We start from the raw sequence: 15162 nt of genomic DNA, 5'->3' as shown, positions 1-15162 counted from the left end.
AATTCAGACTTTCCGCACAGCGGCGACGATTTTCTTCGCGGCGTCGTCAAGATCATCTGCGGATATGACATTGAGGCCGGAGTCGCTGATGATTTTCTTGCCGAGATCGACATTGGTGCCCTCGAGCCGCACCACGAGGGGCACGGCGAGACCGACCTCCTTCACCGCGGCGATGATGCCTTCGGCGATCACGTCGCATTTCATGATTCCGCCGAAGATGTTGACCAGAATGCCTTTGACCTGCGGATCAGCGGTGATGATCTTGAACGCCGCCGTCACTTTGTCTTTCGTGGCGCCGCCGCCGACGTCGAGGAAATTGGCGGGCGCTGCGCCATAAAGCTTGATGATGTCCATCGTCGCCATGGCGAGGCCGGCGCCATTGACCATGCAGCCGATTTCGCCGTCGAGCGAAATATAGCTGAGATCATATCTTGAAGCTTCGATCTCCTTGGCGTCCTCCTCTGATTCATCGCGCAGCGCCAATATATCTGGGTGACGGTAAAGCGCATTGGAATCAAAGGACATTTTGGCGTCGAGGCATTGCAAGCGTCCCTCGGCCGAGACAATCAGCGGGTTGATCTCAAGCATCGCCATATCCTTGGCGACAAAGGCGGCGAAGAGCCTTTCGGTCAGTTTTTCCGCCTGTTTGGCGAGGTCTCCCTCAAGGCCCAGGGCTTTGGCGACCCTGCGCCCGTGGTGCGGCTGCGCGCCGGTCACCGGATCGATCGAAAAGCTGACGATCATTTCCGGCGTATTATGGGCGATCTCCTCGATTTCCATGCCGCCTTCGGCGGAAACGACAAAAGAAACCCTGCTCGTCGAACGGTCGACCAAAAGCGAAATATAGAATTCTTTCGCGATATTGGCCGCTTCTTCAAGATAAATGCGGTTGACGCGCTTGCCGACCGGGCCGGTCTGGACGGTCACGAGGGTTCTGCCCAACATCTCGCCGACGAAGGTCTCGACCTCCTCGATGGATTTTGCTACCCGCACGCCGCCCTTATCGCCTGCCTCCGGCTCCTGGAAGCGGCCGTTGCCGCGACCGCCGGCGTGAATTTGAGACTTTACGACCCAGACCGCTCCGCCGAGCTCCGCCGCTGCAGCGGCGGCGTCAATCCCCTTAAAAATTGGAATTCCCCGAGAAACCGGAACGCCAAATTCCCTGAGAACCGCCTTGGCCTGGTACTCGTGAACGTTCATTTCGATGTCTCTTTAATTTATTCTTAATATTTTTCTTGTCTCGGCGGAGAATAATTTCATAAGCGCCAGCTTGCAAACCTAGCCCGGAACGCGGCGCAAACCGCCAGCCATCAACCGGCGAGGGCTGGACTGATCGTCTTGCAGGCCTCGACGAGGTTGTGCACAGAGGCGATCGATTTGCTGAACATCTCTTTCTCGGCGTCATCGAGCTTGACCTCGACAATCTTCTCGACGCCATTGGCCCCGATTACGACGGGCACGCCGATATAGAGACCGTTGACGCCATATTCGCCGCTGAGCTTGGCCGCGCAAGGCAGAACGCGACGCTTGTCCTTGAGATAGGACTCGGCCATGTCGATCGCCGATGCGGCCGGCGCATAGAAGGCGGAGCCGGTTTTCAAAAGGTTGATGATTTCGCCCCCGCCCTTGCGGGTCCGCTCGACGATCGCGTCAAGCCGCTCGCGCGTCGTCCAACCCATGTCGACGAGGTCGAGCAAAGGGATGCCCGCGACTGCCGAATAACGGAGCGAGGGCACCATATCGTCGCCGTGGCCGCCGAGCACGAAAGCGGTGACATCCTGGACTGAGACTTTGAACTCTTCCGAGAGGAAGTAACGAAACCGCGCAGAATCGAGAACGCCCGCCATGCCAACGATTTTGTTGGCCGGAAGACCCGAGGCCTTCTGTAGCGCCCAGACCATCGCGTCGAGAGGATTGGTGATGCAGATCACGAATGCATTGGGGGCATGTTGCTTGATGCCGTCGCCGACCGCGTCCATGACCTTGAGATTGATGCCAAGCAAATCGTCGCGGCTCATCCCGGGCTTGCGCGGCACGCCGGCCGTGACGATGACGACGTCGGCGTCAGCCACCGCCGCATATGAATTGGCGCCTTGCAAGGAAGCGTTAAAACCATTGATCGGCCCGGATTCGGCAAGATCCAGCGCCTTGCCCTGCGGCGTCCCTTCCGCGATGTCGAAAAGAACGATATCGCCAAGCTCCTTGAGGGCCGCGAGATGAGCCAGGGTTCCGCCGATCTGACCGGCTCCGATCAATGCGATCTTGCTACGCGCCATTTTTATCTATCCTCGTCGTGCGCCAATCCGCGAAGGCTTGAGAAGCCGTTTGTTGAAATGCGGCAAGTACCCGCGGGGCGCGAAGCTGGACCCGAAGGCCAAATAAATCAAGGTTCCGGACTGTCAATACGTACAATTGAGCGGCGACCGCCGGCGCGCCGCAGGCTCGAAAAGCGAAGATCTCGAGTGAAAGCTCCGCGACCGAACGATAACGGAATTCACCCCCCGCCGCCAGCATGCGCGCTCAAATGGATTGGCGGAATTTTTGCGCGGAAGCTGCTATAGGCGGCGCTCCGAAGTCGGACGTAAGCTTCAGGTTTCGACGAGTCCGCTCGCATCGCCCGAGCCGAGCGACGCGATAGAACCATGCGGCAAAGCCATGTAGGCCGTCGAGCGCATTTCAATCAAACGCGACGCCGTCCGCTCGAACTCGAACGCCTCGCGTCCTTCGACGCCGAGGTAAAGACCGCCGGGCTCCGCTTCGGCGGAGGCGATCAGTTTGACGTGCTGATCATAGAGCGTATCGATCAATGTGATGAAGCGTTTGGCGGCGTCGCGCCGCGCCGCCCCGAGAATCGGGATTGCATCGATGATGACCGTATGGAATTGCCGCGCGATGGCCAGAAAATCGGTCGGCCCCAGCGGCGCCTCACAGAGATCGGCGAAAGAAAATCGCGCGACGCTGCCGAACGCCTCCGGCGCCGCGAGCGCGCGCCCCAGCACGCGGAGCACCACAGGCCGGCCCCGCTCCACGCCGGTCAAAGCCTCGAAAGCGCCTGATAAGGCGGCCGCCGATTCTTCGTTCGGCGGAACATAATAGACTTTGCGTCCCTCCAATTTCTCGCGCCGGAAGTCCGTCCGGGCGGCGAGCTCGACGACCTCCATCCTCGCCTTGATGAGATCGATGAAAGGCGTGAAAAGCGCGCGGTTGAGGCCATCTTTGTACAGCTCGTCCGGCGCGACGTTGGACGTTGCGACGATGACGACGCCGCGCTCGAACAAAGCCGTGAAAAGCCGGCCAAGAATCATTGCGTCGGTGATGTCGGTGACGTGGAATTCGTCGAAACACAGCAGCCATGTCTTCTCGGCGATGGCCTCGGCCACCGTCGCGATCGGATCGGCGCTTTTCGTCTTGCCGTGTTTCTCGTCCTGCCGGAATGCATAGATGCCGGCATGCACATTGGCCATGAATGCATGGAAATGGATGCGTTGCTTGCGATCCAACGGCGCCTCTTCGAAAAAAAGGTCCATCAGCATCGTTTTGCCGCGTCCGACCCCGCCCCAAATATAAAGGCCGGGCAAAAAAGGCTCGCTGCGTTTGCCGCCAAAAAGCCGAGCCAGCCCATTCAATTTAGGTGCCGGGCGGTAATCGGAAAGCGCGGCTCGCAAGACTTCGAGTTTGCGCAAGATAAGCGCCTGACCGGCGTCGCCTTCAATCAGACCTCGATCGACCCGGTCCTTGTAGCAATCGAGAAGAGAGGTCGACGCGGAGGCGCTCATGGCAAACGCTTTAACTCACGATAGACGCGGCGCCAGGACCGCCGCGCTCAGGCACCACATATATATCCGTCGCCATGCCAAAGCCATCTTTGCGTAAGTCACCTGCTGCATAATCGATTCGCGGTGCGGCGATAAGGCGCGCGGGCGCGCGATCAGGTCAAATCCCTCCTGTCCCTTGCGGATTCTGCCGCAGCATCAACGGATTGCTACAGTTGGACACGAGATTTTAATAAATATCGCTACAAATGGAACGACGGCAGGTCTGCCTTTTTCTGTTCGCATTCGCAAAATACAGTTCTATGAAATTGCATTAAGTGACGTTAACGTTCGGGTGAGTTTAGACAGGAGAATCAAGGCATGTTTCATAAAGGTAGAATGCATGCCGCGACTCTTTGCGTCTTCCTTTTTGGCACATCTTCTCATTTCGGAATGTCCACCGAGGCATCCGCCGCCCCGCTCCTCCAGCAACAGATGTCAGGCGAATTGTCGCAATTCGGCGACGCGCAGATCTCTCCGGTGGTAGTGTTTGGACGCAACAGCCGGCGCACTGTCGAGCAGTTTGCGGCCGCAGAAAAGCTGGATCCCGTCGAGCTTCGACATAGGTTTTCAGCCTCGGGTCTGATCGAATGCGGCGCAGCGCACGGCGCTGGCCAATTGACCCTCACCGATGATCTTGTGACGACGGCGGCGCATGTCTTTTTCGACGAATCAGGCGTTCCGCGCGCAAAGACCTGCTTCTTTGTCATCGACGTTGACGGCAAGCAGATTCGGACGCCCATCGACGCCGCGTCGATAATCGCCGGCAGCAAAAACCCTTATGCGATCGCGCCAGTGCATGATTGGGCTGTGGCGCGTCTTGTGCGTCCGATCCAAGGGGTGACGCCATACGGTTTGGCTGGAGCGGCAACGCCGAATACGCCGGTCGAATTCGTAGCGCGCGGCCATATCGACTGGGGCGAGGGACGTCAGCTGTCGATGGAAAAATGCACGCTGCATGATGAATTAACGGTTGGCGACGAAGGCACGCGAGAGTTCTCCTTCGATTGCGAGACAGGCGATGGCGCATCCGGCGGCGCCCTCATGGTAGGCGCGAAAAATTCGGATCCGCGCGCCGACACTTTGGAGATCGGCGCGATCTTGGTCGGCTGGCGCAGCAATAAACCGTTCCACTCGGCGCCGTTCTCGCAGACGCATTATAATTTTGCGGTCACGATCGAAGGCGCCTTCAAGAAAGCTATAGTCGCCGCCGCCGCGAAGGTTTATGTCGCTAAATAATTTAGTATCGAAAACCGACGCCGCTGCGGGATATAACAGCGACGTTGTCGGCATAGCCTGTTCGCTGTTAAAAATCCGCTAATTCAGTTTTCATCGTGATGCGCCTCGCTATCTGCGCGGAGGCATGAGAGAAAACAAAAACCGGTTCGACGCCTGTCGAAGCTATTTTGGCTCGTTGCCGATAAGACATGAGCCTTATTTCGCTCCCAACTTTTTCGATGCTCATCGCCGCCGCGTTCGCGGCGGGGTTCGTCGACGCCATTTCAGGCGGCGGCGGCCTCATCACTTTGCCTGTCTTGACGCTCGCCGGGCTTGATCCGGTGAGCGCCATCGCGACCAACAAGCTGCAATCCTCTTTTGGGTCTGGTTCGGCCATGCTGGCTTACGCTCGAGCGGGGCATTTGCGATGGCGCGACGTCCGGCTTCTCGCGGCGCTCGCTGGACTTGGCTCTGTCGCTGGCGCGACGCTTGTCTCGCATTTGCCTCTGGGATGGGTCTCCGCCATCTTGCCGGGGGCGCTGATCTTGATCGCCTTCTACTTCGCTCTATCGCCGCAGCTCGGGGATGCGCAGACTCGCGCTCGCATGGGAACGAAGCCGTTCATGCTCACAGTGGCGCCGCTGATTGGCTGCTACGATGGCATGTTTGGTCCAGGCGCCGGTTCGTTCTACATGCTGGGTTTCGTCGCGCTGCTGGGTTATGGCGTGGTGAAGGCGACGGCGCAAACCAAGGTCGCGAATTTTGCCTCGAACATTGCAGCGCTGGCGACGCTGAGCCTTACGGGCCATGTCTATTGGACGCTAGGCTTTTCGATGGGCGTCGCGCAATTTTTTGGCGCGAGGCTTGGCGCGCGCACCGCGATCCGCAACGGCGCGAAACTCATTCGGCCGATGCTGGTTACAATCTGCTTGCTGTTGGCTGCGCGGCTCGCCTGGAATCAGGTCTGAACGCCATCGCGAAAAACCGCGGTCTTTCGAACAAAATTGCGCGAGGATTGCGCGGCGACACGAAGCATGCACTTCGAAAGGTTGCAGCTCCAAGGCTGCCGCCCCAACAAGCCTACCATCGCATCAAGGCGCTGCCCCAGGTCATTCCGGCGCCGATCGCCATCATCGCGATGAGATCGCCCTTCTTCAGGCGCCCGGCCCGATTAATCTCGTCCAGCGAAATCGGCAGCGACGCACTCGACGTATTGCCGTAGCGTTCGAGATTAAGCCAGCATTTTTCCAGCGGGATGCCAAGCCGCTCCAGAACCGATTCGACAATGCGCGCATTGGCCTGGTGCGAGACGATATGGTCGATATCGTCAACTTCTAGGCCGTTGGCGTCGAGCGCTTCAAGGATGGCCGGCGGCAGAACCCGAACTGCGAATTTATAAATCTCGCGCCCGTTCATGGCGATCTTGTGCATGTTGTTGGCGAGAACTTCCGCGGATTGCGGATGCCGGGAGCCGCCCCCCGGTATCTGTAGCATGCCTGCCGCGGTTCCATCGGAATGCAGATGCGTCGAGAGCAGACCGCGGCGCGGATCGGAGGTCGGCCCGACGACCATCGCGCCGGCCGCATCGCCGAAAAGAACGCAGGTATTGCGATCGGTCCAATCGACGAGCCGGCTCAAAAGCTCGGCCCCGATGACAAGCACCCGTTTGGCTTTGCCGCCGGCGATGAATTGATCGGCGATGCTGAGGCCATATAGCGACCCGGCGCAGGCCGCCGCCAAATCAAATGCGACGGCGCGCGTCGCGCCCAGCTTCGCCTGAACGAGCACAGCGCAAGATGGCAGAGGCATGTCGGCCGAGATCGTGGCGACAATAATCATGTCGAGGTCTTCAGCGCGGCAATTGGCCATCGCCAGCGCATGCCGCGCGGCCACGACCGCCATGTCCGAAGTATCTTCCCCTTCCGCCGCTATCCGGCGTTCCTTAATCCCCGTGCGGCCGCTGATCCATTCATCGGTGGTCGCGACCATTTTTTCGAGATCTTGGTTGGTGAGAATCCGCTTTGGAGCATAGGCGCCAGTCCCGAGAATATGGGAATAAATCAACCGGGCCCCACAGGTTGGCTACGAAACAGCCGCAATATGCGACTTGAGCCGAAATGGATAAGCCCAAACGGCCCGCTTGCCCAGCCGTCTCTCTCCGATCTCCACGAAGAACTAGCGCCACGCCATCAAATGTCATTCACATATTGAAATAAAATGGGCTTGTTAATCGGCGCGGACGTAAGGCTCCGCGAAAAGCAAGTCTGCGGGCTCAAAAAAAGAGTGGAAAGCGGCAAAAGGCCACGTCAATCACAGTCGAAAAACCGCTATGGTTTATTGAAGATCGTTCTTGCTAGCAGGATTAGAGTCCGGCGCTGCAGCATTTTTGCACAGCTGCCGGAACCTGCGGCCGTCCTGAGGAGCCCTTATGGCATATTGGCTGGTGATCGTCCTTGCGGGGGCGACGGCCCCTCTCCACGTCGGAAACTTCGCATCGCTCGCCGACTGCCAAAGCGCCTCCAATGACGCTGTCGTGGAAAGCCGGGGTCACGGGACGGCGCCGGGCTTTGAGCAAAATCCAGTTACTTTTCTCTGCGTTCGCGCTTCCGATGGAAAGTTAAACCCGCCGTCTTGATAGGCTCGCTTAGCGGCGCCGCCGGATGCTCTGAGCCAGTGCGTCATTCGCATTCAGCTGATAAGTCCGCTGCAGAAAATCGATAGCGCTGCGGGCGCCGCGCAGGGACTTATTGTCGACCCGCGGCCGCACCGCCGCCAGGGTCCAATTAGCGAGTCCTTCCTCGGCGCAATCTCGCGACTGAACCAGAATTTCACTGACCTGTTCGAAGCCTTCACACTGCTTCAGAGTCTGCAAACATACCGCCTGAAGCTCGGCGCAAGATCGAATTTCACGCGTCATAGAAACTCCCCAAAACAACTATCCCACAGCGGAGAAGATGGCTCCAAAGCAACTGCTTAGAGCCCATCCACCAGGAATAGGTGGCCACATCGTTTATCGCGAATGGTGAACGCCGCAGTCCAACATCTGTTCCCTGCGGCGCGGCGCCAGCTCCAGCAAACGGTTGCGGCGCAGCAGAAGGTTGATCGCAAGATCAGGGTTACTTGACCGCGGCTAAAAACAAAAGTTAGGGTAATGAAGCGCCATTTTGACGCGATTCTAGGCACAGGTGGCTGCTATGCGCTTTTTGTTTGGAATCATTGTTGGCGTGCTGCTCACCGTCGGCGTCGCCTATGTGTTCGACTCGACGCGCAAATCCGAAGGCCCCGACGGATCGGCCGAACAGAAGATGGTCAATTGGGATGTGGTCCAGAAGGAAATCAAGGATTTATCAGCGGACATCCATGATGGCTGGAATCGCTTGACCGGCCACAAAGACGGCTGAGGCTTTCCCCGTTCCTATTCAATCTTTTCGTTGGGATAAACGCCCCAGAGATTAGCCTGCTGGATATAGCCGCTAAAGCCCTCCCCCCAGATCCGGCACCAGACGCCATCGCAGCTGCGGACATTGGCGATGACGTTCGGCTGCAATATCGCAACTGAAGCCGACTGCGCGCTGGCTTTTTCGTAAAGCATTGAATCAACGCTTTTCTTCCACGGTGCAACGAGGGCTGTGCGCCGCCCGGACAGAAGCGAATGCAATACCCAGCCTTCAGTGCCTTCCGAATCGCGAACCTTGCGCCAGATTTCGAATTCGGCGGTGACCTCGACTGGAAGCCCGGCGCGGAGAAACACCCAATTCGTGCGATGCTCTTTGGAAGGGCCTTCGCGCAGGTTCACGCGATCCGACTTCAAGCTGACGTAACGCGGAATGGCCAAGCCGCTGGCCGAGCCGATTTGCTCCGCCAGCGCCGGAGCAGCAGCGCCGATGACCCAGAGCGCCGCGGCGCAGAAAATGGCCAATCCGATCAATTGACTGCGAAATAAGAGTCGGCCCCTTCGCCTCATCGCTGCGTCAGTCCCCTATTCATGCTGGCTCTCGTCGCCGTGCGGAAAACGCCGTTCTTTTAGGGCGTTCTTGTCTTTGACAAGCCATCTGCTACGAAGACGATGAGCAATTTGGAAGGAAGATCCTGTTTTTGCTCCAGTCGGGGTTAAAGCCGGGTGAAGACAGAATCGATTTCGTCCCGCGCGGAGAGGCGTTTCCCGCCTTTGGCTGGGCGCCTGCTGGTCCCGAACAGCGCGAGACGCCCGGAGGACAGGAAATAGGATGGCTCGGAAAAAACCGCTCGTTGTCGTCACGCGCAAATTGCCCGATACCGTCGAAACGCGAATGTGCGAATTGTTCGATGCAAGGCTCAACATCGACGACAAGCCGATGTCGCGCAGCGAACTTGCGGAGGCGTTGCGCGTCGCCGACGTCATCGTTCCGACCGTCACCGACCGCGTCGACGCCGAGTTGATCGGCATTGCCGGCGGCCAGATGAAGCTGATCGCCAATTTTGGCAACGGCGTCGATAATATCGATGTGGCCGCAGCCTCGGAGAGAGGAATCACCGTCACTAATACGCCGGGCGTTTTGACCGAGGACACCGCCGACATGACGATTGGGCTGATCCTCGCCGTCGCGCGCCGCATCGTCGATGGAGCCAAGGTCATTCCGGCTGGAGAGTGGACCGGATGGACGCCGACCTGGATGCTCGGGAGCAGGATCACGGGCAAACGGCTCGGCATTGTCGGCATGGGCCGCATCGGTCAGGCGCTCGCCCGCCGCGCGAAGGCTTTCGGCATGCAGATCCATTATCACAACCGGCGTCATGTCGCCTCGGCGATCGAGGAGTCGCTCGAGGCGACCTATTGGGAGTCGCTGGATCAGATGCTGGCTCGCATGGATGTCGTGTCGGTCAATTGTCCCCATACTCCGGCGACCTACCATTTGCTCTCGGCGCGGCGGCTGAAATATCTGCGGCCGCATGCAATTCTCGTCAATACGGCGCGCGGCGAGATCATTGATGAAACGGCGTTGACCCGCATGCTTGAAGCGGGCGAACTGGCCGGCGCCGGACTTGACGTTTTCGAACATGAGCCGGCGGTTTCGCCAAAATTGATCCGGCTCGCCGCCTCCGGCAAGGTGACGCTGCTGCCGCACATGGGATCGGCGACGACGGAGGGTCGCGTTGACATGGGCGAGAAGGTCATCATCAATGTGAAGACCTTCATGGACGGTCACCGTCCGCCCGATCGCGTCCTGCCATCAATGATGTAAGGCGATTCGGCGCAGCCAAAGCTTAACCTTGGCTGCAGCCCGATTCTGGCTCATTTCATCCCTTGGGGCCGCCGCGCGAGACGCCGACTTTGGCCGGGCGAAGCACGCGCTCGCCGATCACATAGCCGGGCTCGACCACCTGAACCACCGTTCCGGTTGGCACGGTTTCGTCCGGCAACTCAAACAAAGCCTCATGCTGGTTCGGATCGAATTTCTGCCCGAGCGGGCTAATCTTCTTGACGCTATAGCGCTCCAGCCGCGAAGCAAAGTCGCGGGCGGTCAGCTCAAGCCCTTCGATCAAAGTCTGCACGGGAGCCTCCGCCCGGGCGCGGACTTCCGGCGAAACATTGGCGATGGCGCGATGCAGATTGTCGGCGAACGTCACCATGTCCCTTGCGAAAGAGGAGACGCCATAAATTTTGGCGTCGGCGACTTCTTTTTCCGTGCGCCGGCGGAGATTCTCCATATCGGCGAGCGCGCGCAACAATTTATCTTTCAGCCCTGTGTTTTCGAGCTGAAGATTTTCGAGCACGACGAAAGGGTCGGGTTCGCTGGAGCGCGGCGCGGCGGCATCGCGGGACGTCGAAATGTCCTCGGCGCCGTCCTCGGCGGTTTCATTCGGGGATTTTTTTGAATCGTTCATGGATCAATCTGCTGAATGAAAGACAAGGCTGGCATATCAGTTTTTCGGCGGAAAAAATCAAGTTTTTCCGTCAGAGCGACTCCAAACCGCCAAAGCCGCCGCGTGTTTCGATGCGTTTGCCGCGGAGGGTCAATGGCTCATCGCCGTCTGCGGCGCATCCTCCTTCGCCGGACTGAATGTCTCCAAAATCGAGCTTCGAATGCTATCTTGCTGTCCCGGCGAGGTAATTTTGGCGCCGTTCAGATCGGTAACATAAAAAACGTCCGCAGCCTTTTCGCCAAAGGTCGCAATATGAGCCGACCCGATATTGAGATCCAGACGCGAAATCGTCCTGGTTAAATCGTAAAGCAGGCCCGGACGATCGAGACCAGAGACTTCGACGACAGTAAAGCGATTGGAAAGCGTATTGTCGATCGACACTTCCGGATGGACCCGGAATGTATTTTGGCGCCGCCCGTGCGCCTGCCCGGCCCTGGCGGCAACCATTTCCCGCAATTTTATTTCCCCGGCCAGGGCGCGCTCGACGGCGAAGGCGATCCGGCTGGCGCGCCGCAACTCGTCCTCGTCAAAGTCGAATGCGCGCGAAATGGAAATCGTATCGAGCGCCATTCCATCGGTCGTCGTAAATACCTGCGCATCGACGATATTTGCTGATGCGGTGGCGCAGGCCCCCGCGATGATCGACAAAAGCCGCGGATGATCCGGCGCAATGACCGTGAGCTCGGTGACGCCGCGCGATGAATCGATGACGATATGCGTCACCGGAGCCGGCATTTCGACTTCCGTCATGTTCAGGAGCTTGGCGTGGAGGATCTGCTGTTGCAGATCGGCCTTCAGCCAATAGGCCTGCGGATGACGTTCCGCATAGGCCGCAAAATCAAGGTCAGTCCAGTTTGGCAGCGCGCGCCGCAGCACCCTGCGCGCCTGTTCGACTCGCCGCTGGCGATCGATCGTCGAATGGCCCCCGGCCAGCACGATCTCCGTCTCCCAATAAAGGCTGCGGAGAAGTTCGCCCTTCCAGTGGTTCCATACCCCAGGCCCAACGGCGCGAATGTCGCAGATGGTCAGGATGAACAACATTTTCAGCCGCTCAAGGGTCTGCACCCGATTGGCGAAAGTGGCGATCGTCTTGCGATCGCTGAGATCGCGGCGCTGCGCCGTATCCGACATGACAAGATGGTTCTCGATCAACCAGGCGACAGTCTCCGTCTCCGCGTCGGAGAGGCCAAGGCGCGGACATAACGCCCGCGCGACTTTCGCGCCAGCTATGGAGTGATCCTCGAGACGGCCTTTGGCGATATCATGGAGAAACAGCGCGATGATCAGCGCGGTGCGATTGCCGATCGACGGCAACACCTCGCTCGCCAAAGAATGTTCGCCGGAATGCCGATGCTGCTCCATATCGGCGAGGTTGCCGACCGCGCGCAAAAGATGCTCATCGACGGTGTAGTGATGATACATATTGAACTGCATCAGCGCGACAATCTTGCCGAAGTCGGGCACGAAGCGCCCTAGGACCCCCGCCTCGTTCATCAGCCTCAGCACGATCTCAGGCGTGTTGCGCGAGGTCAGAATGTCGAAGAAAAGTCGATTGGCCTCGGGGTCGGCGCGCAATTTGGCGTCGACGCGCTTCAGCGACAAGGTGACGAGCCTCGTCGCGTCGGGGTGGATCGCGAGAGCATTGCGGTCCGCCACCCAGAACAGCTTGATGATGTTGACCGGATTGCGCTCGAAAACATCGGTCTCCGCGACGGTCACGCGGCCATTTTCGATCGCGAAATCGCCCGTCGTGATCACCGCCGGCTGTGGCAGGAACGGGCCGAAGCGGTCAAGCACGGCATGGGGCTTTGCCTGTTTCTCCTCCATAGCGGCGCAGACGATTGCGGTCAGATCGCCGACGTCCTTCGCAATCAAGAAATAATGCTTCATGAATCGTTCGACGCTGGCGAGGCCGCCGCGAGTCGAATAACCAAGCTGCGCCGCGATCTGGCGCTGATGGTCGAAGCTCAGCCGCTCCTCCGCCCTGCCAGTCAGAAAATGGAGATGGCAGCGCACCCGCCAGAGAAATTCCTCGCAGCGACAGAACAACTGATACTCGCGGCGGGAAAACAGCCCGACGTCAACGAGCTGGGAGGCTTCGCGCACCTCGTAAACATATTTGGCGATCCAGAACAATGTGTTGAGATCGCGTAGACCGCCTTTGCCATCCTTGACATGCGGCTCGACGAGATACCGCGAGCGCCCCGCGCGGGCGATGCGCGCATCGCGTTCCGCGAGCTTAGCGGCGACGAATTCGGCCGCCGAACCGTGCACGATCTCGCGCTCAAACCGCGTCCGCATGGTCTCAAAAAGGGCTGCTTCGCCCAGAATGAAGCGAGCCTCGAGCAAAGCCGTGCGAACGGTGATGTCGGCGCGCGCCTCGATGAGACATTCTTCCGTAGTGCGGGTTGAATGGCCAACCTTCTGGCCAAGATCCCAAAGGACGTAGAGCACCGCCTGAATGACGGATTGAGTCCGCACCTGGGCGTCGGCAGGAAGCAGAAAGAGCAAGTCAATGTCCGAGCCGGGGGCGAGCGTCGCGCGCCCATAGCCGCCGACGGCCGCGATAACGCAAGGCGCGGCGGCCGCGCCATCTTCCGGCGGATGAACGTAAGTCACGACGTAATGGTGGACCGCCTTGATCAACTCATCTTCGATATGAGCCAATTGTCCGGCGCAGGTTAGGCCCCGCCCATTGGCTTCGAGCGCCGCACGAGCGATAGCCCGGCCATTGTCCAAAGCGCCGCGAAAGAGTGTAATGACATGCCGGCGCAACCCATCGGCTGAGCCGCCGTCCGAATGCAGCGCCGCGATGTTCTCGCGCAGCCCGGCGCGATCGAAAAGCTTCGACGCCGAATGCCCAGGCCCGACGCCTCGCCGTGCGGGTGAGACTGTCTCAAGCATTGCGGTCATTGGCTCCGACTCGGGGCGGAGGAGCGCCGAACGCCCTGAAGCTGACGCAAGATCCATCCGGGTTTGGGTTTTGCTTCAACTGTGACGGAGGCCTCGGCTTTTCTCTTCGCTTCGATCGCATCCCAAACCACTATCGAAAGGTCAGGTCCGCCCACTCGCTTGATCGCCCTGATGCCCGTCGGAGAGGTGACATTGATTTCGGTGAGATTACCGTCGATCACGTCAATTCCCACGAGAACGAGTCCGCGCCTTTTTAGTTCCGGACCAATCGTCGCGCAAATTTCCTGTTCGCGCGGCGTGAATTGCGTCGCCGCCGCCGCCCCGCCTCGCACCATGTTCGAGCGGATGTCATCCTCGGCCGGAATCCGATTCACGGCGCCGGCCGCCAATCCCTCGACGAGAATTATGCGTTTGTCGCCTTCGTTCACCTTCGGCAAGAAGCGTTGCACCACCCAGGGTTCGCGAAACGTCGCGGCGAAAAGATCGTAGAGCGAGCCGAAATTCGAATCTTTGCGGCCAACCTTGAACACAGCCGAACCGCCATGACCGTAGAGCGGCTTCATCACCACTTCGCCGTGGGTGGCCCGAAAGGCCTCGATGGCCTTCTTGTCGCGCGTGATCAGGGTCGGCGGCATCAACTCCGGAAACTGCATCACAAAGAGCTTTTCGGGAGCATTACGCACGCTCGCCGGATCATTGACGACGAGAACGCTGGGCGGCAGAAGCTCAAGCAGATGCGTCGAGGTAATATAGGCGAGATCAAACGGAGGATCCTGGCGCAGCAGCACCACGTCAACCTCGGCGAGATCGATCGGCTTGGCTTCGCCCAAGGTAAAATGGTCGCCGGCGATGTCGCGAACCGAGATCGGCGCCGCCTCGGCGATGACGCGGCCATCCGACAGCGAAAGCCTGTCCGGCGTGTAATAGAATAATTTGTGCCCGCGCGCCTCCGCTTCCAGCATCAGAGCGAAGGTCGTATCGCCCGCTATATTGATCTTTTCAATCGGGTCCATTTGGACAGCGACGTTCAACGACATGGATTGATACCCTTGCGCATTCGGCGGTTTCCGCCGCTTCCGTCAGCCAGGCATGGGATGGGAAGATCAGTCAAGCCCGCACCAACGCGACGCTTGAGCTGCGGGAAGCAACGCTTGAGTTGAAGAAGTAGCGCTCGCGTTGAAAGAAGCTTTTGGGCGCGAATCTCGGCTGCGAGCGTGCACCTAGAGCGCGGCGATCCGTTTGTTGCTGACTCTTCATATTAACCACATATTATCGGACAGCGTCGGTTTGCGATTCGCGCAACGCAACCGCCAGC

Annotated in this window: 13 protein-coding genes; 4 read left to right on the top strand and 9 right to left on the bottom strand. The window is 59.1% G+C overall.

What is annotated here, in order from left to right; genetic code table 11:
• Positions 1-3: 3 nt before the first annotated feature.
• From sucC to zapE, 3 genes are all read right to left on the bottom strand, one after another.
• A complete protein-coding gene (gene sucC / locus WDN46_05400; GenBank protein MEJ0092865.1) occupies positions 4-1200 on the bottom strand; it encodes an ADP-forming succinate--CoA ligase subunit beta in 1197 nt (398 codons plus the stop codon).
• Positions 1201-1310: 110 nt separating this feature from the next.
• Complete coding sequence (mdh, locus tag WDN46_05395; GenBank protein ID MEJ0092864.1) at positions 1311-2276, bottom strand: malate dehydrogenase; 966 nt, start codon at positions 2274-2276, stop codon at positions 1311-1313.
• 312 nt (positions 2277-2588) lie between these two features.
• Positions 2589-3776: a cell division protein ZapE gene (gene zapE / locus WDN46_05390; GenBank protein MEJ0092863.1), complete on the bottom strand. Its 1188-nt coding sequence runs from the start codon at positions 3774-3776 to the stop codon at positions 2589-2591.
• Positions 3777-4205: 429 nt separating this feature from the next.
• Here zapE and WDN46_05385 point away from each other — a divergent pair, with 429 nt between their 5' ends.
• Together WDN46_05385 and WDN46_05380 are read left to right on the top strand one after the other, a co-directional pair.
• Entirely contained in the window at positions 4206-5051 is an 846-nt protein-coding gene (locus tag WDN46_05385) for a serine protease (GenBank protein MEJ0092862.1), read from the top strand.
• A gap of 188 nt (positions 5052-5239) precedes the next feature.
• Entirely contained in the window at positions 5240-5998 is a 759-nt protein-coding gene (locus WDN46_05380) for a TSUP family transporter (protein ID MEJ0092861.1), read from the top strand.
• Between the two features lie 112 nt (positions 5999-6110).
• On the opposite strand, the gene WDN46_05375 is transcribed toward WDN46_05380, so the two are convergent.
• Entirely contained in the window at positions 6111-7094 is a 984-nt protein-coding gene (locus WDN46_05375; protein MEJ0092860.1) for a beta-ketoacyl-ACP synthase III, read from the bottom strand.
• A 580-nt stretch (positions 7095-7674) separates the two neighbouring features.
• Positions 7675-7947, bottom strand: a complete 273-nt coding sequence (locus WDN46_05370) for a hypothetical protein (GenBank protein ID MEJ0092859.1) — start codon at positions 7945-7947, stop codon at positions 7675-7677.
• A 277-nt stretch (positions 7948-8224) separates the two neighbouring features.
• On the opposite strand from WDN46_05370, the gene WDN46_05365 reads away from it, so the two are divergent.
• Positions 8225-8431 (top strand): hypothetical protein, encoded by a 207-nt coding sequence (locus WDN46_05365; GenBank protein MEJ0092858.1) that lies wholly within the window; start codon positions 8225-8227, stop codon positions 8429-8431.
• A 14-nt stretch (positions 8432-8445) separates the two neighbouring features.
• Here the strand turns inward: WDN46_05365 and WDN46_05360 are convergent, their stop codons facing one another.
• Positions 8446-8949, bottom strand: a complete 504-nt coding sequence (locus tag WDN46_05360; GenBank protein ID MEJ0092857.1) for an SH3 domain-containing protein — start codon at positions 8947-8949, stop codon at positions 8446-8448.
• Positions 8950-9256: 307 nt separating this feature from the next.
• Here WDN46_05360 and WDN46_05355 point away from each other — a divergent pair, with 307 nt between their 5' ends.
• Entirely contained in the window at positions 9257-10252 is a 996-nt protein-coding gene (locus tag WDN46_05355; GenBank protein MEJ0092856.1) for a D-glycerate dehydrogenase, read from the top strand.
• Positions 10253-10307: 55 nt separating this feature from the next.
• Here the strand turns inward: WDN46_05355 and grpE are convergent, their stop codons facing one another.
• The 3 genes from grpE to gshB form a co-directional block, all read right to left on the bottom strand.
• A complete protein-coding gene (gene grpE / locus WDN46_05350; GenBank protein ID MEJ0092855.1) occupies positions 10308-10895 on the bottom strand; it encodes a nucleotide exchange factor GrpE in 588 nt (195 codons plus the stop codon).
• A 129-nt stretch (positions 10896-11024) separates the two neighbouring features.
• Positions 11025-13838 (bottom strand): [protein-PII] uridylyltransferase, encoded by a 2814-nt coding sequence (locus WDN46_05345; protein ID MEJ0092854.1) that lies wholly within the window; start codon positions 13836-13838, stop codon positions 11025-11027.
• Positions 13839-13843: 5 nt separating this feature from the next.
• Positions 13844-14884, bottom strand: a complete 1041-nt coding sequence (gene gshB / locus WDN46_05340) for a glutathione synthase (protein ID MEJ0092853.1) — start codon at positions 14882-14884, stop codon at positions 13844-13846.
• Positions 14885-15162 lie beyond the last annotated feature (278 nt).

Source organism: Methylocella sp., from assembly GCA_037200525.1.
In the GTDB taxonomy this organism is placed as follows: Bacteria; Pseudomonadota; Alphaproteobacteria; order Rhizobiales; family Beijerinckiaceae; genus Methylocapsa.
Note: the sequence above shows the minus strand (reverse complement) of the source record. Positions and strands in the feature narration are given on the sequence as shown.